This window comes from Fibrella aquatica, assembly GCF_041321135.1.
GTDB lineage: Bacteria > Bacteroidota > Bacteroidia > Cytophagales > Spirosomataceae > Fibrella > Fibrella aquatica.
In genome coordinates this window covers 733,825-759,275 of record NZ_JBGGWF010000003.1, presented here as the reverse complement: position 1 = coordinate 759,275, position 25,451 = coordinate 733,825, and the positions used below count along the sequence as shown (strand labels likewise).

Here is a 25,451-nt window from a genome sequence, read left to right as displayed (position 1 = left end):
CAGGGGGCTTACGTACAAATCGGTCCATAGAAAACGAATAGTCTACTAGTTTGATTCACTAGTTAAGGCAAAACAGGTCGTTTTTAATACCAGCGCCCGCCAATCCGCTCACTGACTCAGACTTGACTTTACGAAGGTCGACGTACTCAGGTACGTTGGATCGGGATAATAAATGAACAGGCAAGCGCCGCCTTCAACGGCTTTCACCATCGCTCTGCTTTCGGCATTCGGAATAGCCGGACAGCCTTCGCTGTGGCCTAGCTGCCCCTTAACCCGTACAGTATCTTCGCTCACATAATCAGCTCCGTGCAACACAATATCCCGGGCAAATACATTGTCGTTCACCCCTTTTTCCAGGCCTTTAAGTTTCAACGATAAGCCGTGCTTGCCGTTGTACCGGCCCATAGTTCGGTAAAAGCCCAGACTGGTCTGGTTGGAGTTGATCACGTTGGAAAATTGCGTGGCGTGCAACCCGCCCGAATTACGACCGTGCGCTACGTAGGTATGAAACAAAATGGTCTTTTTTTTCAGATCCAGCACATACAGACGCTTTTCCGATGAGGGTTTGCTCATGTCAGCAATCAGTAGCAGAGGCTTTGCTTTGGGCACTAGTCGCATACCCCGACAGGCAATGTCGAACACAACCGGATTGAGGGCCAGCTTTTCTAGCCCAAGCGTGTCGTAGAGCGGACTGGTAGGCAGCTTTACCGGTTGAGTTACTTCAACCGCCAGATTCGATTTCGTCTCCAGCGATGTGCAACCAAGCAAAACTACAACCAGGCAGATGGCGTATTTCATGAACTAGTTTTTTCAGGTACGTAAAGGTAAGATGGTATTGGGTACGTGCTTTCTGTTACATGGCCCCTGCATCTGGATAGGCTCAAAAAAAACTGTCAACGTTCATGTTTGTGAAACCCTGCTCTTTTATGCGAAATAAGCTGCTTAACACGCTGTTAGCCTGCCTGATTGGCTTTTCGGCTTTTGCCCAGGCTACGTTTACTAACCCAATCAAAGAATCGGGCCCCGACCCGTGGGTGCTGCAAAAAGACGGCTGGTATTACTACATGAACACCACTGGCAGTAACCTGAGACTGTGGCGCACCAAAAATCTGGCTGATCTGAACAAGGCCGAAAGCAAAGTCATTTTCAGGCCACCCGCCAATACCGGCTACTCGAAAGAATTGTGGGCACCTGAAATTCATTTTCTGGATAATAAATGGTACGTCTACTTTTCGGCCGACTCGGCCAATAACATCAGCCATCGCGTGTGGGTGGTTGAAAATAGCGCCGCTGACCCGTTTACCGGCGAATGGACTGTACGTGGTAAAATTGGCGATCAGGACGACCACTGGGCTATTGACCTGTCGGTGTTCGATTTCCGGGGAAAACGCTACGCTATCTGGTCGGGATGGGATGGTCGAAAAAACGGGCAGCAGGATATTTTCATCAGCGAAATGACCAACCCCTGGACCTTGAAAAAAGGGCGAAGAGCCAAAATTTCGTCGCCTCAATATGAGTGGGAAAAACATGGCGACGTACCTGCAGCCTGGCAAAAAAACGGTGAGGTTCCGAAAATATACGTTAACGAAGGGCCAGAAGCGTTGCAACGTAACGGGAAACTATTCATCGCCTTTTCGGCAAACGCCTGCTGGCTCGACTACTGCCTTGGGCTGCTCACCTACCGCGGAAAAGGCAGTTTGCTAAAAGCGGCCAACTGGACAAAAACACCCACACCCGTTTTCACTGAATCGGCCGAGAACGGCGTGTACGCACCTGGACACGGTGGTTTTTTCACGGATACAAAAGGCGAAAACTGGATGATTTACCATGCTAATCCGGGTGCCAACGATGGGTGCGGCAACAAACGCGCACCGCATATTCAGCCCTTTGCCTGGAACGCCGATGGATCACCAAACTTTGGCCGACCTATTCCCAAAACTCCAACCCCAGCCCCTGCCCAATAGCTGCTGGACGTTGGATATTGGATGCTGGATGAATGTCCAAAGCCCAAATTCAACATCCAGCATCCACCATCCCCTATGCACGTCCTGGTTGTTCCCGATAAATTTAAAGGATCGCTCACTGCTCTGGAGGCGGCCGACGCGATCCGGGAAGGGCTGCGCCTGCACCATCCCGACTGGACCGTTACCTGCCGCCCCATTGCCGACGGTGGTGAAGGAACGGCGGCCCTGTTGACCAATGCTACGCTGGGTACGTTCACGACATGTACCGTGGCCGACCCACTTGGCCGGCCAATTGAAGCCAGTTACGGACTATCGGGCGACGGGCGAACGGCTTTTGTTGAACTAGCCGAAGCTTCGGGCCTTCACCGGTTAACCTATCAGGAACGCAATCCATTAAAAACTAGTACGTTTGGTACAGGTCAGCTCATTCAACACGCCCTGAACAGCGGCGTAGCTGAGGTAGTGCTTTGCCTGGGCGGTAGCGCTACTAATGATGCCGGGACTGGTTTGGCGGCGGCACTTGGCTTTCAATTTCTGGATGCAGGCAATCGGCCTGTATACCCCTGTGGTGGCAACCTCAGCCAAATTACGCATATCAAACGCGCAGCTATTTTACCCGCTCTGACGCAGGTACGTATCCGGGTAGCCTGCGACGTAACGAACCCGTTGTATGGCCCTACGGGAGCCGCTCACGTTTACGCCGCCCAAAAGGGGGCTGATGCCCGTGCCCAGCGCCAACTCGACAATGGATTGTCTCATATTGCTTCCCTGATTGAACAACTGTGGGACCTCCCGGTAGCGCAGGAACCGGGTAGTGGCGCTGCGGGCGGTGTTGGTTTTGGCGCCAGGGTATTCCTGAATGCAGAGCTGGTATCTGGCTTCATGCTGGTAACCCAGTACACGGAATTAGAAAAGGCCGTTGAGCAGTGCAATCTGATTATCACAGGCGAAGGGAAACTGGATAGCCAGACCATGCATGGCAAAGCAATTCGGGGTATAGCCGAGCTGGGGCAACGCTATGGTAAACCGGTGGTTGCCTTTTGCGGGAAGCTGGCTCTGACCCAGGCTCAGATTACACAATTGGGCATTCAGCAAGCGGTTGCTATTTCACCCGCACACCTACCGCTCCACGAAGCACAACGCTGGGCAACAACCTTCCTGACTCAGGCCGTTGCGAAGGCATATCCTGCCCCTTGAGCATATGACAACCTGATACTTACCGCTAAGTGCCTGGAGCATAGTAACTTTTAGTTACGTTAGCGTATCGTTGCCAATTTTTTCACGCCCAACTCCGAATCAGTGAGCTAACGTTAGGGTATTAAAAAGAAGATTCCATGCAACAAAGTCAAAAAATCGCCTTCCCATACACAAATTACTGATTATCAGCGGTATAAACAAAAATATTTCCATCAGATCATTAACTGAAAATTAGCTACTTCTGAATATAATTTCACGCGTTCACGGCATAAAAGAATACTTGGTATATAAATTGTATAGACAATTCATGTGATCATATTTCAATATCCAACTTATCATTTACTCAATCACATGAATACACGCTCACTCACTTCCCTTCCGGCGTATCGCTAACGCCTGAATTAACCCCTCGTTTTTCTTCTGGTTCTGTGTGTCTTCACAAGCGCAAAAAAGCTTGGCTGTCACCCGTATGCCCTGACTTTCAGGAAGCTATCCGCTTCTACTGCACCTCAGTGAATCTCGTTTCTGATTAACTCAACACCTGTTCTTATGACTAACACTTTACTCAGAGTGGCCGGCATGCTGGCTGCTCTTCTCTTCTCCATGTCCGTTGGTTTCGGACAAACGACGCCCCAAACGCGGGAAAATAACCAAATCTGCATGGACCCCATCGTGGGTGCAGGTCGTGGTCCTTATGTGAATGATGCCCGCACCTCAGGTATCTGTGTAGCCTGTGGCGGCAGTAGTACTACCGCTATTTCTGACGGCAATCTGGCCAACTTCACCACCATCGATCTGGGCGTTTCGGCGCTGGGTGGTTATCGCATTTCGGTTCGTGATTCGCTCCAGTATTATCCGGGCGGTAACGAAGTCGGCTTTGTGGTCCGGTTTCGGCAGAACGGCCTGCTGGGCTTACTCGATGCCGGTTTGCTGAACCAGTTCCAGATTCGCACGTACCGGACAGGTAACCCAAACCCCGTTGAAACGGCTAGCTTTTCCAGTGGTTCGGGCGTATTACGCGCCAACGTATTGAATGGTAGCGGTCAGGGTAAGCAAATCCTGAGCTTTGTTACTACCCAGGATTTCGATGAAGTAGAACTGGCCTACACGGGCGTAGCCACGGTGGGTAATGCCGTTGATGTGTACAACGCTTTTGAAGGGCCCGCCAATTGCCGTCAAAGCTGCATGAACGCCCTGTTAACCACCGGCGAATCAGCTACGGTTACCAGCGGATCTATAAGCCCGTTACCTGGCGGAGCAAGCTGCTTGCTCGGCGATATTTCGAATGAAGCCAATGTTGTCGATGCTGACTCGGTCGGAAATTTTGCCACCATCAGTTCAACCGTAGGACTGGCCTGTACGCGGTTTATCGAGGTACGTTCGTCGACCACCTATCCGGCGGGTTATGAAGCTGGGTACGTTGTTGATAATGGCGATGGTCTGATTGGCCTGAATCTGCTGGGCGGTGTTAGGGTGTCGACCTACGAGAACGGTATTCTGCGCGAAACACTCAGTGGTAACTCGCTCGTGGCCGCCAGCGTATTGGGCGCGACATCGCGTGTGCAGATTGGTTTCAAAGCCACGCAACCCTTCAACAGCATCCGCATTTCGTTGACCGGCATCAGTGTGGCCGTAGACCTGCGCGTGTTCAACGCCTATGTGGTGGCCGACAGTGACAACGACGGTGTCTCTGATTGTATGGACCGCTGCCCTGCCGGCAATGATTTGCTGGATACCGATGGCGACGGTGTACCCGATGCCTGTGATCAGAACATTGCAAACCTGTCGATCTCGAAATCAGCCAGCAGTGCTACGGCTACCGTAGGCAGCTCGGCCACTTTCACCGTTACGGCTTCGCGCACGGCTCAATTCAATGCAACCGGCGTAGTAGTGCTCGACACACTGGCTCCCGGCCTTGCCTACGTATCGCACGTAGCCACGCCTGGTACGGTATACGATCCGGCTACGGGCCGTTGGACGATCGGTAGCGCGTTGGCAGGACCAACCACGTCGGTTACGCTCGAGATCACGGTGACGGTAACGGCCGAAGGTGTCAACTCTAACGTAGCTGAGATCATTCGAAGCTTCGAAACCGACCCGAACTCGACACCCGGCAATGGTAACACCGCCGAAGACGATATCGCCAGCGCCTGTATCAGCGTACCCATCCGCATCTGCGAAGGAGATCTGTTACAACTATCAACCCCGGCCAATTTTGTGGCAGGCGTTGAATGGTTCCGCACATTCGAGGGCGTTACAACATCTGTAGCGACCACACCGACCTTCTCGGCCTCGCTGACAGGTGAATATAGCTTCACGGCGGTTGGCCAAACGGGTTGTGCTTCAGGAAACTGCTGCCCAGTCATCATCATCGTTGATCCGCTGCCAACGCCAATCATCGTAGCCAGCCTGTCGGCTATCTGCGCAGGTACCAGCACTTCGCTCTCGGTGAGCAATCCGATCGACGGCGTTACGTATGTCTGGAATAATGGTACTACAGGTACGTCGCTGGTGGTAAGCCCAACCGTGACCACTGTATACAGCGTATCGGCTACAACGGCGGGCGGCTGCTCGGCCGTAGCAAGCTTCACGGTGGTGGTTAACCCGGCACCGGTACAGGCTCCGATCGTGGCCATTTGCGGACCAACCGGAACGCCTACCTACAGTTTCGTGATCAACCCAACTACCGCCGGCACCAGCACTCAGTATTTCGTGACGGTAGGCAGTGGTGCCGAAATCGGACCGTTCGCTTATGGCGTACCCCGCTCTATTGAAGGCAACACAGGCAGTTTCTCCATCACCATTCGTGACGCGGCCAGCAGCTGCGCCATTACGCTGCCTGTTACCGCGCCAACCGATTGCCCAACCTGCCCAACGAAGGTTTGCGTGCCCATCAGCATCGTGCGCGTTCGTTAATACGCTGGTTGTTTAGTCTTTTGATTTTCGCCCGGAATGGCTCGCTTATCCAGCTGAGCGGTTTCGGGCGAAACTCGTTTTCCGAGCGCTGAATCACTACTTTGCCGCCCAAACCAGACCCGGTCGGCAACACCACGGCTCGGGAACGGGTTTACTGTTAAAACAACGTTTATACCATGACCCGTCAGGATCCTCATACCGAATACATCGTCAGTAAAGAAGCGTACGCAACCGCTTTAGCCAGTTTACCGGAAACCGGAACAGACCAGCAAAAAGCAGTAGCCGCACCGATTTCAGCCCTCCAGTACCGCCAGAATATCAGCAAGACCATCAACGCCGGCAAATGGTCGATGTGGGGAATTGCGCCGGAATCGTTTGAATTTGAGTGGCGAAACGGTAGCTGGCAACCACCGGCCAACCTGGTTATCAAGACCAGTTAACAGTAATTTTAGCCTCCTGGATTGCTTCTTCCCTAAAGCAATCCACAGGCTTCAGGCCTGTCTCATAAAGAGCCAATCACCAGACCGTGAACCGACGTTATTTCACCCGCTTGTTTTCAGCATTACCACTGCTGTCCGTTAATCCATTACCGGCAAAGTCCGCAGCCAGCCCCGCTATAAGTTCTTTGGCTAGTTCAGAACGCGCTTACTGGGTTCAAACCCTGCTGAAAATCGCGAATCCTGTGCTGACTGCCTTGGCGAACGAACAGCTAAAAGCCACGATGCCCGTTGAATCGGCACCGGGTCAGGAAGCCGGACGCCGTAATGTGTCGTATCTGGAAGCGTTGGGACGTACCCTGGCGGGTGTGGCTCCCTGGCTGGAACACACAGCCACGGGTACCGAAAAGGCGCAACAGCAGGCGGTTGCCGAACTGGCTCGTCGGGCTATTACCAACGGCGTGAATCCGGCGTCGCCCGATTTTCTGAATTTCAACAAAGGCGGGCAACCACTGGTCGATGCGGCCTTTCTGGCCCACGGCCTGCTTCGAGCCCCTACCCAACTCTGGGAGAAACTCGATAAAGAAACGCAGACCCGACTGATTGCCGCCCTGAAGTCGAGCCGGGTCATTAAGCCGGGCTATTCCAATTGGCTCTTGTTCAGTGCCATGGTAGAAGCCGCCCTGTTGAAATTTACCGGTGAAGGCGACGAAGTGCGGATGGACTACGCCATTAGGCAACATCAGGCCTGGTATAAAGGTGATGGCGCATACGGCGATGGTCCCGACTTCCACTGGGATTATTACAACAGTTACGTGATTCAGCCTATGCTGCTCGACGTAGTAAAAACCCTGGTAGACGCTAAAAAAGGCGACAAGGCCCTGCTCGATCAATTGCAGACCCGCGCCCGACGCTACGCTCAGATTCAGGAACGACTCATCAATCCCGACGGATCGTTTGCCGCCTTTGGCCGGTCATTGGCTTATCGTTGCGGCGCGTTTCAGTTGCTGGCTCAGGTGGCGTTGCAAAAGCAATTACCGCCCGAACTCAGCCCCGCTCAGGTACGTAGCGCACTCACCGCCGTCATTCACCGGACTATGGATGCCACAGGTACGTTCGACGCCAAAGGCTGGTTACAGATCGGGTTGTGTGGCCATCAGCCCTCGATTGGCGAAACCTATATTTCGACGGGAAGCCTGTATTTATGTTCGGAAGCCTTTTTACCGCTGGGCCTCCCCGCCGACGATCCGTTCTGGACAGCCCCCGCCGAAGACTGGACATCGAAAAAAATCTGGTCGGGGCAGAATGTCGTTGCCGATCACGCCATAAAGTAGGCAGCCATTGAATAAACGGGCATTTTTCTGGTAAAAAAACAGTATCCGGCTAACCGTTCTGCCATCTGGAAATAAGCGGGTTGCTCGGTTTGACGTAGAACTTGCTCAATAAATTCTTACATTTAGCCAAGAAATAGCTGTAAAAATCTCATGAACCAGCAACCAACACTGACCGAACAGGAACGCAACCCGCTTGCCTCGCTCGAAGAGTGGGAAGACGATCTGCTTGCCCGCTATCCCGACCCGGAACACAAAACCAAACAGGAGTTCCGGAACTACGAAGAACCCGCCCGCGACACGGTCAAGGAGTTTTATCGGCTCAACCACACGTATCAGACCTACGATTTCGTGCAGGAAAAGCGGGCCGATTATCTGGCGTTCAACAAGAAAGAAATGTCGGTCTGGGGAGCGATGGAGTTTCTGAATACCCTGGTGGATGATTCGGACCCCGATATTGAGCTCGATCAGTTGCAACACCTGCTACAAACGGCGGAAGCCATTCGGGCCGACGGTCACCCCGACTGGTTTGTGCTCACCGGTTTCCTGCACGACATGGGTAAGGTGCTGTGTTTATTCGGCGAACCGCAATGGGCCGTGGTAGGCGATACTTTCCCGGTAGGCTGCAAACACTCTGACAAAATTGTGTATCCTGAGTTCTTCGCGGCCAACCCTGACAGCAAAAACGAGCAGTACAACACCAAATACGGCGTGTATAGCCATCAATGCGGACTGGATAACGTGACCATGTCGTGGGGGCATGACGAATACCTGTACCAGATCACGAAAGATTACCTACCCGAGCCGGCGCTGTACATGATCCGCTATCACTCGTTCTATTCGCAGCACCGCGAAAAAGCGTATGACCACCTGCTGAACGATCACGACCGCGCCATGTTCAAATGGGTCGACAAGTTTAATCCCTACGATCTGTACTCGAAGAGCCCGAAAACGCCCGTTGTCAGCGAACTCCGCCCCTATTACGAAGACCTGATTGCGAAATACTTACCGGAAACGGTCAGGCTGTAGCAGACGGAGGCTCAGAAAAGGGCCGCTAGCGGGTTAGCTGGCCGCGGTATCCTGACTTGTTCCCGGAATGGTAAACAGGCGGACGAACACGCGTGAACAGTTGAAACACCGGTACGCCCGGGTAGGCAGAAACAAGAAGAAGACCTTTACAAGCAATGGTCTGCGTGTGCGCTCAATAGCGATTTTCTCGTCGCAGCGAGGGCACTGACGACTGTTTAGGGTGATTGGCAGTAAGTTCATGTTGACGGGCTATATGATATTACCTTTGTGCACCATCCGTAAACATAAGCACTTTATACAAGAAACCCCCATCAGGCTTAACTGATGGGGGTTTCTTACTACTTAGACAATGGCCGTTATGAGCCACCAGATTCCCCAGGCCATCAGGCTGCTAATCAGCGCAATTACCAGCCAGGTAACTACTTTGACGGGATCTATAGGCGGTTCGGGACGCGGTCGGGGCATATAAGGATATACGATAAAATAAGCTAGACCGATTTGATTAGTTATCTGATAAACAGTTATTTAACGTATTCAGGCAGGAAATTAACTACCTGAAAAAGCAGCACAGACAACAACTGTTAAGCTGAGGCATACAAACCACGAAGTAACCTATTTTATACCTATTTACCAACCGTATACTCAATCTTCCAACCCCGATTTATTCTACCTAACCAAGCTTGATTAAAATAGCGTATTTATTAAGCGGTCGACCCATAAACTGCCTCTTCTAACCCTATCGACCATGTTACATCAGGCAATCCAGTTCAGCATATGACCTACAAACAAGGGATATCTACTGCTACTATGGCCCAATAGCTGCTACAAGCGAGGGTAACGATGCCAGATGAATGAGTATAGGGAATTGGCCTATTCTATGTATATGACGCCAGATATGTATAGATAACTCCCGTTTGCTATGTATAAATTTTCAGGGGCCTTGGCTTTAGAGGCACCATTAACGAAGGTTTAAGCAAGGCTTAACGCGTATATCACCGAATTAGGAAGACAAAATAGAAACAGGCAAGAATGGCTTACGTAGTTACGAGTTCGAGACGGTTAAGAAAAAATAAATCAACTAGCCATTTCGAGCGTGACATTGGCCGATGGACAGAACATCAACATGGCATGTTCTACACCAAACAATGTGTGTATTGTAGTAAAGAATTTGAAGCTAGACGGGTAGACACTGCCTTTTGTTGTCAAGGATGCCAAAAAGCACATTTGAGGTTAAGAAATAGAACTTGATTAATTTGCACTAAACAAGCTCTATATACTTCTGTTGTAGATCATAACTTGCTGAATCAAATCATCATCTTTCTGAGTATTTGGATGCTTTTTAAGTAAGCCTATTTTAGTTCGTACATCAGTCATAGCTACAGAGTCTAATTCGAAAATCCGATTAGACTCTGTAGCTTTCTTACTTAGTAATTTAATTATTGATGGAACGCCATACTCTGTAGATATAAAATCATAATGCAGGTTCACATCATCAAAATATAGATAAACAAACCTAAAAGAACAATCTTCATATTTGTTCGAATAAGTTACTATACAGTTACATTCACTCTTCTTTTCAAATCCATTACGTAATGAACAAGATATGACAAGATTATTTGGTTCAGAGGTATCAGAAAGCACATTTAAGATTGAGGAGCCTTATGTAAATATGTTATATTTGTTAGCTATCCTGTGATTCCAATTTTATTATGTAAGTTCTTACTCTCTAACGCCTCCAATATATTGATCAATTGCGTAACCATACTAGTTATATCAATAATAGATTGCGCATTGCCCAATGGCTTAAATTTGACCTTTTGAAAGTAATTAACACTTCCATCGTAAAGATTATCTTTGCTCCAAACAGGAATAACTTCATAGTTCACATTAAAGGCATATACTCTGGGGACTTCCACTCGATCGGAGTCACTATCAGGCCTTGCTTCAATACTACAAAAAATGTCTGCTTCCCGATTAAACTTACCAATAATGTGTAACATCAGCAAGAATGGATGAAGTATATAAGCGTTCATTTCAATATCATATTGATTAGAATTTTTTTCTTTAATTAATTTTAAAGACTTTTTAAATCTCCTATAATCGCCAAACATAATTGCTAGCACTCTTATTACATTTAAAATCGGCAAGCTATCAGAATCAACAGTTAAATACTCTACTCCTTCTTTAATTATTTTCCTTATATCATAATAAATACCTATATCATATCGATCATATCTAATAGGTAACTGTGCTGAAATTTTAACTATCTCAAAACTTTTGAAAAAATCATCTTTTCTCTTTTCAATAAAATATTTTGATTTTATTATATTCCTAACTGTTAAAGAACCATTTTGAACAAATTCGTTAAGAATAATTTTTAATAGTTCGACAGAGCCTTTATCCAATAGAAGCGAGGACACATAAGATTCACAGAAAAATGACAAAGCTAATTTATTGTCAAATCTAAATATGTCGTTTGTATAAAATTTATCAATATAGCCTTCAAAATCTACACCAACACCGTATCTATGCTCAAATGCGCTCGCTATGTTATCCACATCGCATACAACCAATAGTTTATCAAAACCAAATTTATTCTCGGATGAATAAAAGTCGTTATGTGCACTAAAAACGTTTAGGATTCTAAATATGTGTTCTGGATCTAGTCTATCAAGATCATCTACAATTAAAGTTACAGGGCCTAAATTTTTATTTTTTAATAATGCCACTGCCTGCCGGATAATCTGTGTAACTATATCATCTTCATATATTGACCCCTTTAATGAAGAATTGAATTCAAGAAAGCTAACCGCATGCTCTCTATTAGATTTTTGTTTATGTTTTCTTTTAAAATCCTTAAAGTTCGTATTAACCTCAAGTAACTTCCCCCAAGACTCACTTATTATCTTAGCTTTTTCATCAAATTTTCCTAAGAAATCTACCAAGGTTTTTAATGCCTCTTCCGTGTGGTATATCAAATACTGTTGAAGTAATATGCTATCCCTAAATTCTGTTTTATCACTTGATATAATATCGAAGGATTTCAGTAATTGAATTACCAAATCAAATTTAATATACTCAAATATATTTTCGTTGCTACTTATTGCGTAGTTGACAGGAGAAATCCGAAATGTTGTAGATTCTCTACCTTTAAAGAAACTATCTAAAAAATAAGTCTTTCCAGAGCCAAAGCGTCCAGAGAAAAGAATCCGGTCATTACTTGGCTCCTCATAATGCAAGCGGAATAAATCTGTTGCATCAGCTACGTCAATTTGCATATCATATAGTTTAACAGACCACAAAATATGAATAATCCTTATGAACTGTTACACTGTAACATAAAAAACCCCCAAATCAGGCTGATTTGGGGGTTTTGCTCCCGAAGCTGGGCTCGAACCAGCGACCCTCTGATTAACAGTCAGATGCTCTAACCGGCTGAGCTATTCGGGAATGTGCCGGACGATGTCGTTGTTCCGATATCGTGGTGCAAAAGTAGGCCGCTGAGGGGTTCTGCGCAAGTACCTGGCGAAAAAAAACGTCATTTTTAATCGTCAATGCCTGTTCTCTCGCCCATCAGCCTTCGCAACTCAATGACTATCAATGACTACGAATGACCACTAATGACAAATAAATTTACCGCTGTCCGTAGTTAGTGGGGCCACCAAAGACGTCGGGACGGTTCGCAGGTACGTTCTCCAGAATAATCTCCTTCACGCGACGGGCATCGCCCTTGGTGAAGTTGTTGAGCACGATCTCGGGCCGGGCACGGGGAATGACGCGGATGGTGGCAAAGAATAGGCCGTTATCGATCTCTACGCCCGAAATGTCGGAGTAGAAGATGAAGTTGTCGGTACCGCCAATCAGCTTCTTCACCCGGAAGGTGACGCCCTTGTCGTTGAACTCGACCACGTCCTGCCGGATCGGATCTTTAAAACTGCTGCTGCTAAATCGTTCGTTCATGGTTGTTGGTTTGTGGCTTGTTGGTTTGTGGTTTGTTGTGTGTGGTTTGTAGTTGCGCTGCTAATCAACCAATCAGCTGTTTAGCAGCGCAACTACAAACCACACACAACAAACCACAAACCAACAAGCCACAAACTATTTTTTCACGTGTATAACTTTTTTCGTTTCGAAGAATTCGCCCTCAAAGTAATCAGAGAGGTTGTAAATCTTGTACTTATCGGGAATTTCGGCGAGCTCTTCGGTCAAATCGCCGCCTTTCAGGTACAGAACCCCGTTAGGCAGGTCGTTGTTACCGCGCTTGGTAATTTTGTACCGCATCCAGCTCATAAACGGCTGTAGGCGCGTCACGGCCCTGCTCACCACAAAGTCGTAGCTCTGCCCGATCGACTCGGCACGTACCTGCTCGGCGCGCACGTTGGTCAGCCCCAGCGCCTCCACAACGCCCTGCACCACGGTGATCTTCTTGCCAATGCTATCGACGAGGTGAAACTGCACCATTGGGAACATGATGGCCAGCGGTATGCCGGGGAAACCGCCGCCGGTACCCACATCCAGGATTTCGGTGCCGGGCTTAAACTGAATCACCTTGGCAATGCCCAGCGAGTGCAACACGTGCTTTTCGTACAGCGCGTCGATGTCCTGCCGGGAGATTACGTTGATTTTCGCGTTCCAGTCGCGATACAGCCCGTCGAGCGCCGCAAACTGCGCCTTCTGCTCGTCGGTGAGATAGGGGAAATGGGTGAGAATGTCGTTCAATTTGGTTTGTGGTTTGTTGTGCGTGGTTTGTGGTTGCTCTGCCAATCTATGGTATGGCTGATTCAGCAGCGCAACCACAAACCACGCATAACAAACTACAAACTTAAAGTTACCACCCCGTCTGCTTGCGGCGCCAGGTAAGGGCTATGCGCAGGGTAGACAGGCAATAGTAGATGGCCAGGGTCAGGTCGGTGGCGGGGATCGCGTACCAGCGAACCATCTGCCCAAACCGGTGACTGATGCGGCCGATTATTCCCCAAAATAAGCCAAAACGAAGCACAAATAGGCCAGTAGCCGCTAAAAGCAACGGGTTCAGTAAGGCATCGGTCTGCCCGGTCAGAGCCAGCCACGTAACGTACCCAGCCGCGAGCAGGGCCATCAACCAACTGAGTACGTGGGTGGCGGTGATGAGGCCAAGCCGGATTTTATCGCCTGTTTTATAGCGTTTACCCACGTTCAGGTGCCGCTGTTTCTGCCGCTTCCAGGCCGACCAGCTTTCTTTTGGCGTAGACGTGGTAAACGTGTCGGGGTGCAGGCTGACGGCTACGTTTTGGGGCGTGGCGGCTTCGTTCACGAACAAATCATCGTCGCCGCCCCACACGCGCATATGGCTGTAGAAACCCTTATGCCGGAAGAACAGCTCGCGTCGGTAGGCCAGGTTGCGTCCAACGCCCATATACGGCATCCCCGCCAGGGCCAGCGACACGTACTGCACCGCCGTAAAGAGCGTTTCGGAGCGGATCAGGAAGTTCAGGAAACCGGGTTTACGGTCGTAAGGTGAAATGCCCAGCACCAGTTCGGTCGACGGGTTTTCGAACGCGGCAACCATACCGGCCAGCCATTGGTCAGAAGCGGGACGGCAGTCGGCATCGGTCAGCAACACGGTTGGGTACAGGGCCTTTTTCAGGGCTATCGTCAGCGCATATTTTTTGGGCGTCACGTGCGCGGCCTCCACATCGACCCGGATGTAGCGCAGATTGGGCAGGAGCGGTACCAGTTCTTCGAGCAGCACATCAGAGAGATCGGTCGAGCGATCGTCCATCACCAGCACCTCAAAGAGTGGGTAATCCTGCGCCGTGAGCATGGGCAGCAGTTCGAGCAGGTTGTCGTGTTCGTTATTGGCACACACCACAATGGTTACGCCCGGTGCCGAAGGCGGTGCGCCAACCGGAGCCGATACGGGCCGAAACGCCGTTCGGGCAAAGAGAAAAAGGAGACAAAGCACCTGAATGGTCAGCACGCAAAGCCATCCCGCTAGTAAACCAGTAATCACCAGAACGGTAGCAGTTTAATCAAATGAAGAAGTGGGACTAATCGAACGGTAAAGATAGAGACAAACGGCGGCATCGTACCTTTGTGCTTTAAGGCATAACTAGTTTGATGTTTGGGGTTTGATGTTTGAGGTTGCGCTGCAATATCACGAGTCCGTTTATTAGCAGCGCAACCTCAAACATCAAACCCCAAACATCAAACGTCGAAAAATGACGTTTACAATTCAACACAACGATCCGGCTTCGCAGGCCCGCACAGGTACGTTAACCACCGATCATGGCGACATTCAGACGCCGATTTTTATGCCCGTCGGCACGGCAGGTACGGTGAAAGCGGTGCATCAGCGCGAACTGGAAACCGATATCAATGCTGATACTATTCTGGGCAATACGTACCACCTTTACCTTCGTCCCGGCCTCGATGTATTGCAACAGGCGGGCGGGTTACACGGCTTCAACGGCTGGAAACGACCTATTCTGACCGATTCGGGCGGGTACCAAGTGTACTCGCTGTCGAACACGCGGAAGATCAAGGAGGAAGGCGTTACGTTTAAATCGCACATCGACGGGTCGAAACATACGTTTACGCCGGAGGGAGTAATGGACATTCAGCGCACGATCGGAGCCGACATCATGATGGCCTTCGATGAGTGTACCCCCTACCCCTGCGACTACGCCTATGCCAAACAGTCGATGGACATGACCCACCGCTGGCTCGACCGCTGCATCCGGCGGTTCGACGACACCGAAGGACATTACGGCTATAATCAATACCTCTTTCCCATCGTTCAGGGCAGCACGTACCCGGATCTGCGGCGCGAATCGGCGTCGATTATTGCCGGTAAAGAACGAGTCGGTAACGCCATTGGCGGTTTGGCCGTAGGTGAGCCCGCCGAAGAAATGTACAAGACCATCGATCTGGTCAATGAGATTCTGCCCCGCCACAAACCGCGCTATCTGATGGGTGTAGGCACGCCCGCTAACATTCTGGAAGCCATTGCCCTGGGCGTGGATATGTTCGACTGTGTGATGCCAACCCGCAACGGCCGCCACGGGCTGCTGTTCACCACGGAAGGCATGATTAACATGAAGAACGAAAAGTGGAGCCGCGATTTCAGCCCCATCGACCCCGGCCTGGGCGGGTACGCCAGCACGTTCTACACGAAGGCCTACGTGCGGCACCTCTACAAAGCCGACGAACTCCTTGCCGGACAGATCGGCTCGCTCCAGAACCTAACGTTCTACCTCTGGCTCGTCCGCCAAGCCCGCACCCACATCGAAGCCGGTGATTTCGTCTCCTGGAAAAACGACATGGTAAAGCGGTTGATGGTGAGGATGTAAAAAGGGAAGAAAGGGAGGAAAGGGAAGAAAGGGAGGAGGGGAAGCTGACGCACTAATACTGCCTACGCGAAGCTCCCTTTCCTCCCTTTCTTCCCCCTCCTCCCTTTCCTCCCTTTAAAACGGATACCCGATGCCGAAGACTACGTTGACGGGGTTGGGGCCGGAGAAGGCATTTCTGAATGAGAATTTATTCAGGATGAACCGCTCGTCGACGAGTTGCCTGGTAGTGGCATCGACGTATCGGCGCGAAGGGTCGTAGGCTTTGACGGCGAAATCGAAGCGGAGTACGAAGAACGAAAAGTCGAGGCGGAGGCCCAAACCGGTACCCACGGCCATTTGCTGGTAGAACGTACCCGGCCGGAACACCGCGTTGGGGTTATTGCCCGGATCGCGGAGGAGCCACACGTTACCCGCATCGACAAAAAATGCCCCGTTCACGTCGGCCACGAATTTGAACAGTCGGGCCCGCAACTCCGCCGAACCTTCCAGTAACACATCGCCCGGCTGCTCGAACCGGTAATCGAACTGCCCGCTCTGGTCGGTGGCAAACACAGGAACCGACGTGCCATCGGTTAATGACGTGGAGCGCGGATACGAAGCGCCCAGCCCTAACCGGCGAGGTAACCACGCCCGCACACTGTTGGAACCACCGGCAAAAAATCGCTTTTCATACGGGGCAGTCTGGTTGGTGCCATAGCCAAAAACAATCCCCGCATTGACCCGAAAAGCGAGCATGGCGTGCTGAGAAATAGGCAAATAATGGCGATAATCCAGGTTGGTACGCAGGTACTTGTAGAACTGCAAATTCGTACGCGACGAGGTGGAATCGATAACAGCCGAGCGAATCAGGTTTAGGGTAGTACCACCCGATTCGACGGTTGCCCGGAAAAAATTGGCCCGTTTGTTTTGCCCCAGCAAGTTGGTATTATAGGTATAGCCAAAGGCAATGCTCGAGAAAAAAGCGTTACGAAAGCTATTTCGAATGGTGCTTCCCTGCTCTTCCAGATCCCTTAACGATTGTTCGAACTGACGCCCAACGGCGGTATTGGTGGGGCGCCCCTGCAAAAAGTTAACATCGGCAATGCTCAGGTTAAACTGCTGCGACTGGCTGCGCTGCCACAAATAAGTCATGGTGGCCCGTAAATTCTGGCGGGAATAATCGGGGCGGCTGGTGATGGTGTAACCGAGCGATAGCTGGGTACGTGGGTTGAAGGTATTGAATAGAAAACGCGTCTTGCCGGGAAATAGAATCTGCGGAAACAACAGCGAGGTAGTCAGGCCAAACTCCTGCGAGTACAGCACCGAATCGGCCGCGAAACCTAGCTGTGCTTCCAGACCAAACCGGGCAGAAACCTCAAACGTTTCGAGCCCGCCAAACAGGTTTCGCACCCGAAGCGACGCATTGGCATACGGACCTGGAAACCCCTGTCCCTGATACAAAACCGTCAGGCCCAGTTCGGTAGTAACATCGTACTTTTCGAGGGGCGTGGCCGTAATGACCGTTTTCAGGCGGCGACCGGTGGTATCGGTAAAATTGACGTTGGCGAATCGAAACTGGTTCAGCAAAAATAGTTGCCGCTGGGTATCGGCATAATCGCGCAGTCGGTACACAGAACCGGGACGCAGCGCAATTTTGGTATCGAGCAGCCGGGTAGAATACATCCCTTCTTCCAGAAAATACCGGATGCCATTTCGCCGAACCGTATCCAACGGCGCGCGCGGGTCTTTGGCCAGTGTCATCTGCACCTCTCCAACGCTGAAAACCGGATGGCTGGTTTTGCCGGGTGGATTCAGAATGGTCAACGCCAGTTCAATGGGTCTCGATGGCGCATCGCCTTCGCGAAACGTGAGAGTATCATTGGCGTAAGGGATAATGTACTGGCGCGAAAATCCGTAATAGCCGTTATTGCGCAACAACTCTTCAATCCGAACTGCTTCGGCAATCACTTTCTCTTCGTCGAGCCGATCGCCCGCTTTAATGGCCGCCGCCCCCAGCGAATAGCCCACCAGTGAATCGATCCGTTTGTCGGCAATATCGTAGGTTATTGACCGAACAACAGCTGGAATGCCTTCAGTAACGATGTAGTTGACCCGCACCCGCTTGTCGGTCAGTGTATCGACGGTATAGCGGGCTTTTGCGTTACGGAAGCCTTTTTTCTCCAGAAAAAGGCGCATTTTTGCGGTGTCGGCCTGGGCGTTTGCCTGGGAAAAATATACGGGTGGCTCGCCCAGATTGCGCATCAACCAGTTTCCCTTTTCAATGTATCGTTGTGTTCCCCGGACATCACGATTAAACTCACGATTCAGCTTTTTCAGCGCTTTCTGATCGTTACTCAGCAACTGACTTTCCTGCTCGAAGCGGGTGGTTCGGGCCTCCAGCACCACCCGGGCCGAATCGGGATTGTAATTACCCGACGAACCCAGGTAAATCCAGAGTGCGGGCGTAAATGGCAGTTGCAGTAACCTTTTGTTGGGTCGTTGGGGAATTAAGGCTTCCAGTTCTTCGGTTTCAATGATCTGGTTGCCTTTCACGGTTTGGGCATACAGCAGATACTGGTTTTCCGATCGTTTTGCGGGTGCACAGGCGGTGAAAATAAATGAACAATGAACAATGAACAATGAAAACTGGATTGCCTTTCTCACATAGTTGCTAAGTAGGTTAGACCGACGCCCCTGTTCCGGAGTATTTTCACCACGGCGGCCAACCAATTGTTCATTATTCATTAGAAATACCCTTTATGGTCTCAAAGTCTATTGCACAGTTTGTCAGGTCGTTGCACCAGAAAAAATACCGGCAACAGGAACGATGTTTTCTGGTCGAGGGGGCCAAGAGTGTTCAGGAAGTGCTCTCGTCTACATTCGAGGTCGATTTGCTGTTGGCAACCGATGCTTTCTACAAAGAAAACGCCCCACTCGCAGACCGCCAACGTTGCCGCCTTGAAACCGCCACCGCCGACGAACTTACCCGCTTTGGCACGCTCGAAAGCAATAACGCCGCCATAGCTGTTGTGCGTATGCGGGCAAATGTACCGCTTTTACGCGCGGCGGGTGCGTGGGCGCTGGTACTCGACGATATTCGGGACCCCGGCAATCTGGGCACCATTCTGCGCATCGCCGATTGGTATGGCATCGACACCATTTTGTGCTCCGACACAACGGCCGATGTCTATAATCCAAAGGTTATTTCGGCCAGTAAAGGCTCCTTCACCCGCGTAAACTGGTGGTACGGCGATCTTACCAGCGTGTTGAAACAAGCCGATGCGCCCGTTTACGGGGCTTTTCTGGATGGTGCCGATGTGCATCAGACTACATTCAGCCCGGCAGGTGGGTACGTTGTGATGGGCAACGAAGCCAATGGCATTGGCTCCGAGGTAACTCCGTTTATCACCCAGCGTATCACCATTCCCCGCTACGGCGACGCTGAATCACTAAACGTTGGCATTGCCACGGCTATCATTCTGGATAACATCCGGCGCGTGCAGGGTTAGGTACGTTGCTTAAAAGCTGTTGTAGTACCGGACATGTTTTTATAGGTACGTTGCTGGCGCGAGCATATGCTCGTGCCAGCAACGTACCTATAAAAAAGCCTCGCCAGTTTCCTGACGAGGCTTTTTTGTAGGTACGTCTACAGCTTAGGCCGCCGCTTCTTCTTCCGCAATAGTGATCGACTGAATTTTATCACCCTGCTTGATCTGGTCAACGAGGTCGATGCCGTCGGTCACTTTACCGAATACCGTATGGTTCCGGTCGAGGTGAGCCGTGTTCTGGCGATTGTGACAGATAAAGAACTGTGAACCGCCCGTATTGCGACCACGGTGCGCCATGCTCAGCACGCCGCGATCGTGGTATTGGTTGTCGCCGTTCAGCTCGCAGGGAATGCTGTAGCCGGGGCCACCCGAACCGGTACCGGTTGGATCACCACCCTGAATCATAAAGTTGGGGATCACGCGGTGGAATACAACACCGTCGTAAAAACCAGACTTGGCAAGTTTTACGAAGTTAGCCACCGTACCCGGTGCATCTTTCTCAAAAAATTCGATCGTCATTGTACCACGATCGGTGTTCATTAGAGCTTTCATTGGAAATAAAGTTTGTGGTTCGTAATCTGTGGTTTGTGGTTGCGCTGCTAGGTTACCAATCGAACCAGTTGCAGCGCAACCACAAACCACAGACTATGAACCACAAACCATTTTTAGTTTATGCAATTTGTTTATATAATTCTTCCCGCTGCTGTTTCACACGCGGGTCGGCAATGAATTCGTCGTAGGTCATCAGCTTGTCAAGCATGCCGGTTGGCGAGAGTTCGATCACGCGGGTGGCGATGGTCTGTACGAACTGATGGTCATGTGAGGAGAACAACACCGGACCTTTGAATTCGATCAGGCCACGGTTTTCTGCTTCGATCGATTCCAGGTCCAGGTGGTTGGTTGGCTCGTCGAGCATCAGCGCGTTGGCACCCGACAGCATCATCCGCGACAGCATACAACGTACTTTCTCGCCCCCCGACAATACAGACGCTTTCTTCAGCGATTCTTCACCCGAGAACAGCATCCGACCCAGGAAACCCCGGATGAACGATTCGTCTTTCTCTACCGAATACTGACGTAGCCAGTCAACCAAGTTCAGATCGTCACTAGCCTGGAAATAAGCGTCACGCCCGGTATCATTCGGAAAATAAGCGTTCGTGATGGTCACCCCCCACTTGAACGTACCTGTGTCGGGCTGCTTGGTTCCAGATAGCACATCGAGCAACGCTGTAACGGCCAAACTGTCGCGACTGTAGAGGAACACCTTATCGTTCCGGTTCATCGAAAACGATACATTGCTGAACAGTTTCTGCCCGTCTTCACCCGTATACGAGAGGTTTTCGACCGTCAAAATCTGGTCACCCGGTTCACGTTCAGGGCGGAAATGGATGTATGGATATTTCCGCGAAGAATACGCGATGTCTTCAATAGTGAGTTTTTCCAGCAGTTTCTGGCGGCTCGTAGCCTGTTTCGACTTCGAAGCGTTGGCCGAGAAACGACGGATAAACTCTTCTAACTCCTTCCGCTTGTCTTCGGTTTTCTTGTTCTGATCCTGCCGTTGACGAAGGGCCAATTGGCTTGACTCGTACCAGAACGTGTAGTTACCAGCATACTGCTTCACCTTCGAGAAGTCGATATCAACAATGTGCGTACAGACCTGATCGAGGAAGTGGCGGTCATGGGAAACCACGATCACCGTGTTCTTAAAGTTGGCCAGGAAGCCTTCGAGCCAGATAGCCGATTCAACGTCAAGGTTGTTGGTCGGTTCGTCGAGGAGCAGAATATCCGGATCACCGAAAAGGGCCTGCGCCAACAGCACGCGCACTTTTTCAGAGGCGTTTAGGTCGGCCATCTGCGTGTAGTGCAGGTCTTCAGTAATGCCCAGACCCGACAGCAGCGAAGCGGCGTCTGACTCGGCATCCCAGCCGTTCATCTCGGCAAACTCTGACTCCAGCACCCCGGCGCGTTCGCCATCGGCGTCGGTAAATTCGGTTTTGGCGTAGAGCTCGTCTTTCTCCTGCATGATCTCATACAGGCGTTTGTTGCCCATGATCACCGTTTGCAGCACGGGAAATTCGTCAAAAGCAAACTGATCCTGGTTCAACACCGACATCCGCTCGCCGGGGCCCATCGTTACCTGACCCGTCTGTGGCTCAATTTCGCCCGACAGGATTTTCAGGAACGTTGATTTACCGGCTCCGTTGGCTCCAATGACGCCATAGCAGTTACCGGGTATAAATTTTATGTTAACGTCGTCAAAGAGTACCCGCTTGCCGTAGCGCAGCGAGACGTTCGATACTGATATCATTCGCGTTCGTTGTGGCTGAAATTAAGCCGCAAAGGTACGGAATTTAGTTGGGAGTAACAGGCCATACCCCGTACGTACCACGGACTTCAGTCGAGCAAATAAAACAGCAGACAGCTCGTAGCGTTGTGCATGGCATGAACGATGGTGACCGACCAGAACGCCTGTCCTGAGTTAGATCGATACAGATGGTATTGGTAGGCAAATACCAGCCCCATAGCAAAACCAGACAGAATGTAAGAAGGACTGTATTGGTGCGTCGACGCAAAAGCTACCGCTGACAACAGGATGATCCACCCCTCTTTCAGCTTAGCGTATCGGCCAATGACAAACACAAGCGTCTGATTGAGTAAGGTTTCAACTAAAGGCACAAAGACAACAGCAAAGAGAAAGATAATCCAACTACTATCGCTGGAAATATCTGGTCCTCCGCGGGGCTTACCTGTCAGGGTTTCAACCAGATAAAACACAGGCAACCAGGCAATCAGAAACGCGTAAGAAAGCCCATAGAACATAAATAGATTAACCCAAAACGGCTTTTTCAGAAAATACCTGTTCCACTTCAGGAATAATCGGCGAAGCCTATTAGGTTTTCTATTCACATTATGTTGCCAAGGTTAGGGTTACTCCGTTTCCAGCACAGGTACGTGGTTGAGGTCGAGTTCGCCTTCCCACTTGGCTACTACGGTGGTAGCAACGGCGTTACCCATTACGGACGTAGCTGAGCGGCCCATATCCAGGAAGGGGTCGATGCCCAGGATGAGCGCCAGCCCTTCGACGGGGAGGTTAAATTGGGCCAGCGTACCGGCAATGACGACCAGCGAAGCGCGGGGTACACCGGCGATGCCTTTCGAGGTGATCATCAAGGTCAGGAGCATGAAAATCTGCTGATTGAGGCTCAGGGGAATACCGTAGGCCTGCGCAATGAATCCCGTAGCGAAAGTCATATACATCATGGAGCCATCGAGGTTGAACGAATAGCCCAACGGTAGTACGAAGCCAATGATCCGGTTTGAGATACCAAAATTCTCCAGCACCTTGATCTGTTGTGGCAGAGACGCTTCTGAGGATGCTGTGCTGAAGGATAACAGCAGTGGCGCTTTCATGGCTTTCAACAGTCGGAAGAACGGAATTTTCATCACGGCACAGATGGCGAACAGCACCACGAAGATGAAGAACAGCAACCCGCCGTAGAAGCACAGCAACAGGTAGGCATACGACGCCAGAATGCTTAGGCCTTTCGACGCCACTACGGCGGCCATAGCCCCCAACACGGCGAACGGAGCCAGTTGCATCACGTACCCAACCATTTTAAAGACCAGCTCGCTCAGGGCGTCAAGCGCTTTGGTGATCGACTTGCCTTTGTCACCAATGGCACCGAGCGCCACACCGAAGAACAGCGAGAACACCACGATTTGCAGGATTTCATTCTCGGCCAGAGCCCGGAAAGCTGAGTCGGGGAAGATGTGAAGGATGAACTCTTCAATCGAGTTGAGTTTTTTGCCTTCCACACCGATCGACGTACCTGCCGCCGGGCGCGGCCAGCTTTGAATACTGCCGGGTTTAGTAATATTAACCACGACCAGCCCAATGATCAGGGAGAGAATGGTGGCGAAATAGAAATAGCCCAGCGTTTTAATGCCAATCCGGCCCACTACTTTAAAATCACCCAGCTTGGCAATGCCCACTACCAGCGTCGAGAAAACGAGTGGCCCAATGATCATCTTGATCAGCTTCAGGAAGACTTTGCTGACTACCTGAAACTTCTGGCCGATGGCTTCGGCGGTAGCCACGTCGTAGCTGCTGTGTAGAATCTGACCAATCAGAACGCCAAGCACAAAGCCAATGACGATTTTCGTTGTAATATTTAGTTTCATAAGAAGTGTAAAAATCGACGGGTTCTTGGTGGGCTTACTGAGTTGAATTCGTTGCTGAGTGTGTTGCCATTGCTTTCGCATGGCCCTTCGACAGGCTCAGGGTGACAAGCCCACTCAAGCGTGTTAGCCTGAATAGAGTGATGATTCCTGTCACCCTGAGCCTGTCGAAGGGCCACGCGAAAGCAACAGCAAAGGCAATTAAAGATTAAAAATGCCCCTTCCCGGCCAGATTACAAAATGGCTACTCCAAGGCCTGATATACGGCAACCCTAAACTTACGGACGAAATCGCCGTAATGCGCGTAGGGGTGTACGTTGGTATAGACCAGCATGATCAGGTTTTCGGCGGGGTCAACAGTGAACTCTGAACAGTACATGCCACCCCAGGTAAACGACCCCGGTGTAGCCTGATCGCCGTAATGGCTATTCGCTGTGATGAGTTGAAAACCAAGCCCGTACTTATCCTGCCGATCCCATACGTTTGCCTCGCCTATCTGGTTGCGGAGCATCATGTCAACAGTTTTCCGGGCCAGGATTCGCCTGCCATTGAACGTGCCTCCGTTCAGGAATAGCTGACAGAATTTGGCGTAATCTTCGACAGTACCGACCAGACCGGCCCCACCAGAAAAGTATGTTTTTGCCCCCGAAACAGCGAAGGTCCGATACGTATCATTAGCATTTAACGCCAGCGGGCCATCAGCGTTTTTGGCGTACAGCTCCACCAGACGCCCCGCCTGACCGGGTGGCAAGTAGAAATGCGTGTCGTTCATACCCAGCGGTTCCAGCACGCGTTTGCGCATGGCAACATCGAGCGGCTCACCCGACAGGATCTCGACGAGCCGACCAATAATATCGGTATTCAGGCCGTACGTGAACCCATCGCCAGGGTCTTTCACCAGCGGACGTTTGGCCAGTTTATTCACGACGTCTTCTAGCTTGTCAGGGTCTTTAGACCCAAAAAATGGGATCTTAAACTCGGGTCGTTGATCGAGCGGGTGTTCATAGGGTATACCTGCGTTATGACACAGCAATTGACGAATCGTGATTTCTGACTTAGCCGGGCGCGTTTCATAAGCCCCTTTTTTAGGGTCGCTTTTGGTGTACTTTACCAGCACAACCGGGTTCTTAAAGGCGGGAATGTACTTCGAGATTGGCTCGTCGAGCATGAATTTACCCTCCTCGAACAGGGTCATCAGCGTTGTAGTCGTGATGGCTTTCGTTTGCGACGCAATTCTGTAGATGTCGGTTGTTCGCGCGGGTGTTTTCTTCTCCAGATTACTGTAGCCATACGCTTTGTGTAGTACGACTTCGCCGTTTCGGACAATCATAGCCACCGCATTCGGAGCAAGCCCCTGATCGATGAAACCCTGCAAAAACGCATCAACTCGTTTTAATCGTTCGGGCGAGAAGCCCTGCTTTTCGGAATTTGCATGAAACGTAAACTGATTCGGTATAGAAGAAGGCGATGTTGCTCGCTGAGCAAGCAACGACGTGGAAAGCAAACAGAGATAAAGCGTTTTTTTCATTCAGGAAATAGCAGC

20 protein-coding genes and 1 tRNA gene are annotated in these 25,451 nt (G+C 50.6%); 8 read left to right on the top strand and 13 right to left on the bottom strand.

What is annotated here, in order from left to right; genetic code table 11:
* Positions 1–108: 108 nt before the first annotated feature.
* Positions 109–798 carry a murein L,D-transpeptidase catalytic domain family protein gene (locus ACAW87_RS10765; protein WP_370723385.1) on the bottom strand — a complete coding sequence of 230 codons (690 nt, stop codon included), beginning with the start codon at positions 796–798 and terminating at the stop codon, positions 109–111.
* Positions 799–926: 128 nt separating this feature from the next.
* Between ACAW87_RS10765 and ACAW87_RS10760 the strand changes: the two genes are divergently transcribed.
* From ACAW87_RS10760 to ACAW87_RS10735, 6 genes are all read left to right on the top strand, one after another.
* A complete protein-coding gene (locus ACAW87_RS10760) occupies positions 927–1,964 on the top strand; it encodes a glycoside hydrolase family 43 protein (RefSeq protein WP_370723384.1) in 1,038 nt (345 codons plus the stop codon).
* A gap of 75 nt (positions 1,965–2,039) precedes the next feature.
* Positions 2,040–3,161 (top strand): glycerate kinase, encoded by a 1,122-nt coding sequence (locus tag ACAW87_RS10755; protein ID WP_370723383.1) that lies wholly within the window; start codon positions 2,040–2,042, stop codon positions 3,159–3,161.
* Positions 3,162–3,710: 549 nt separating this feature from the next.
* Positions 3,711–6,077 carry an Ig-like domain-containing protein gene (locus tag ACAW87_RS10750; RefSeq protein ID WP_370723382.1) on the top strand — a complete coding sequence of 789 codons (2,367 nt, stop codon included), beginning with the start codon at positions 3,711–3,713 and terminating at the stop codon, positions 6,075–6,077.
* A gap of 176 nt (positions 6,078–6,253) precedes the next feature.
* On the top strand, positions 6,254–6,517 hold the full coding sequence (locus tag ACAW87_RS10745) for a hypothetical protein (protein WP_370723381.1): 264 nt from the start codon (positions 6,254–6,256) through the stop codon (positions 6,515–6,517).
* A gap of 185 nt (positions 6,518–6,702) precedes the next feature.
* Positions 6,703–7,848, top strand: a complete 1,146-nt coding sequence (locus ACAW87_RS10740) for a DUF2264 domain-containing protein (protein WP_370723380.1) — start codon at positions 6,703–6,705, stop codon at positions 7,846–7,848.
* A 150-nt stretch (positions 7,849–7,998) separates the two neighbouring features.
* On the top strand, positions 7,999–8,874 hold the full coding sequence (locus ACAW87_RS10735) for an inositol oxygenase family protein (RefSeq protein WP_370723379.1): 876 nt from the start codon (positions 7,999–8,001) through the stop codon (positions 8,872–8,874).
* A gap of 342 nt (positions 8,875–9,216) precedes the next feature.
* Here ACAW87_RS10735 and ACAW87_RS10730 read toward each other — a convergent pair whose 3' ends face one another.
* The 6 genes from ACAW87_RS10730 to ACAW87_RS10705 form a co-directional block, all read right to left on the bottom strand.
* Entirely contained in the window at positions 9,217–9,339 is a 123-nt protein-coding gene (locus ACAW87_RS10730; protein WP_370723378.1) for a hypothetical protein, read from the bottom strand.
* A 1,220-nt stretch (positions 9,340–10,559) separates the two neighbouring features.
* The gene (locus ACAW87_RS10725; RefSeq protein ID WP_370723377.1) at positions 10,560–12,152 is read right to left on the bottom strand and encodes a P-loop NTPase fold protein; all 1,593 of its coding nucleotides are present in this window, start codon (positions 12,150–12,152) and stop codon (positions 10,560–10,562) included.
* A gap of 98 nt (positions 12,153–12,250) precedes the next feature.
* Positions 12,251–12,324 (bottom strand) — tRNA-Asn (locus ACAW87_RS10720).
* Positions 12,325–12,507: 183 nt separating this feature from the next.
* The gene (locus tag ACAW87_RS10715) at positions 12,508–12,834 is read right to left on the bottom strand and encodes a hypothetical protein (RefSeq protein WP_370723376.1); all 327 of its coding nucleotides are present in this window, start codon (positions 12,832–12,834) and stop codon (positions 12,508–12,510) included.
* Between the two features lie 135 nt (positions 12,835–12,969).
* A complete protein-coding gene (rsmG, locus tag ACAW87_RS10710) occupies positions 12,970–13,590 on the bottom strand; it encodes a 16S rRNA (guanine(527)-N(7))-methyltransferase RsmG (protein WP_370723375.1) in 621 nt (206 codons plus the stop codon).
* A 109-nt stretch (positions 13,591–13,699) separates the two neighbouring features.
* Positions 13,700–14,863: a glycosyltransferase gene (locus tag ACAW87_RS10705; protein WP_370723374.1), complete on the bottom strand. Its 1,164-nt coding sequence runs from the start codon at positions 14,861–14,863 to the stop codon at positions 13,700–13,702.
* A 208-nt stretch (positions 14,864–15,071) separates the two neighbouring features.
* On the opposite strand from ACAW87_RS10705, the gene tgt reads away from it, so the two are divergent.
* On the top strand, positions 15,072–16,202 hold the full coding sequence (gene tgt / locus ACAW87_RS10700; RefSeq protein WP_370723373.1) for a tRNA guanosine(34) transglycosylase Tgt: 1,131 nt from the start codon (positions 15,072–15,074) through the stop codon (positions 16,200–16,202).
* Between the two features lie 114 nt (positions 16,203–16,316).
* Here the strand turns inward: tgt and tamL are convergent, their stop codons facing one another.
* Complete coding sequence (tamL, locus tag ACAW87_RS10695) at positions 16,317–18,845, bottom strand: translocation and assembly module lipoprotein TamL (RefSeq protein ID WP_370723372.1); 2,529 nt, start codon at positions 18,843–18,845, stop codon at positions 16,317–16,319.
* A gap of 95 nt (positions 18,846–18,940) precedes the next feature.
* Between tamL and ACAW87_RS10690 the strand changes: the two genes are divergently transcribed.
* On the top strand, positions 18,941–19,690 hold the full coding sequence (locus tag ACAW87_RS10690) for an RNA methyltransferase (RefSeq protein ID WP_370723371.1): 750 nt from the start codon (positions 18,941–18,943) through the stop codon (positions 19,688–19,690).
* Positions 19,691–19,834: 144 nt separating this feature from the next.
* On the opposite strand, the gene ACAW87_RS10685 is transcribed toward ACAW87_RS10690, so the two are convergent.
* The 5 genes from ACAW87_RS10685 to ACAW87_RS10665 form a co-directional block, all read right to left on the bottom strand.
* Positions 19,835–20,281 (bottom strand): peptidylprolyl isomerase, encoded by a 447-nt coding sequence (locus ACAW87_RS10685; protein WP_370723370.1) that lies wholly within the window; start codon positions 20,279–20,281, stop codon positions 19,835–19,837.
* A gap of 118 nt (positions 20,282–20,399) precedes the next feature.
* Entirely contained in the window at positions 20,400–22,037 is a 1,638-nt protein-coding gene (locus tag ACAW87_RS10680) for an ABC-F family ATP-binding cassette domain-containing protein (RefSeq protein ID WP_370723369.1), read from the bottom strand.
* 86 nt (positions 22,038–22,123) lie between these two features.
* Positions 22,124–22,636 carry a CPBP family intramembrane glutamic endopeptidase gene (locus ACAW87_RS10675; protein WP_370723368.1) on the bottom strand — a complete coding sequence of 171 codons (513 nt, stop codon included), beginning with the start codon at positions 22,634–22,636 and terminating at the stop codon, positions 22,124–22,126.
* Between the two features lie 21 nt (positions 22,637–22,657).
* Positions 22,658–23,911 carry a dicarboxylate/amino acid:cation symporter gene (locus tag ACAW87_RS10670; RefSeq protein ID WP_370723367.1) on the bottom strand — a complete coding sequence of 418 codons (1,254 nt, stop codon included), beginning with the start codon at positions 23,909–23,911 and terminating at the stop codon, positions 22,658–22,660.
* 241 nt (positions 23,912–24,152) lie between these two features.
* The gene (locus ACAW87_RS10665) at positions 24,153–25,436 is read right to left on the bottom strand and encodes a serine hydrolase domain-containing protein (protein WP_370723366.1); all 1,284 of its coding nucleotides are present in this window, start codon (positions 25,434–25,436) and stop codon (positions 24,153–24,155) included.
* Positions 25,437–25,451: the final 15 nt, after the last annotated feature.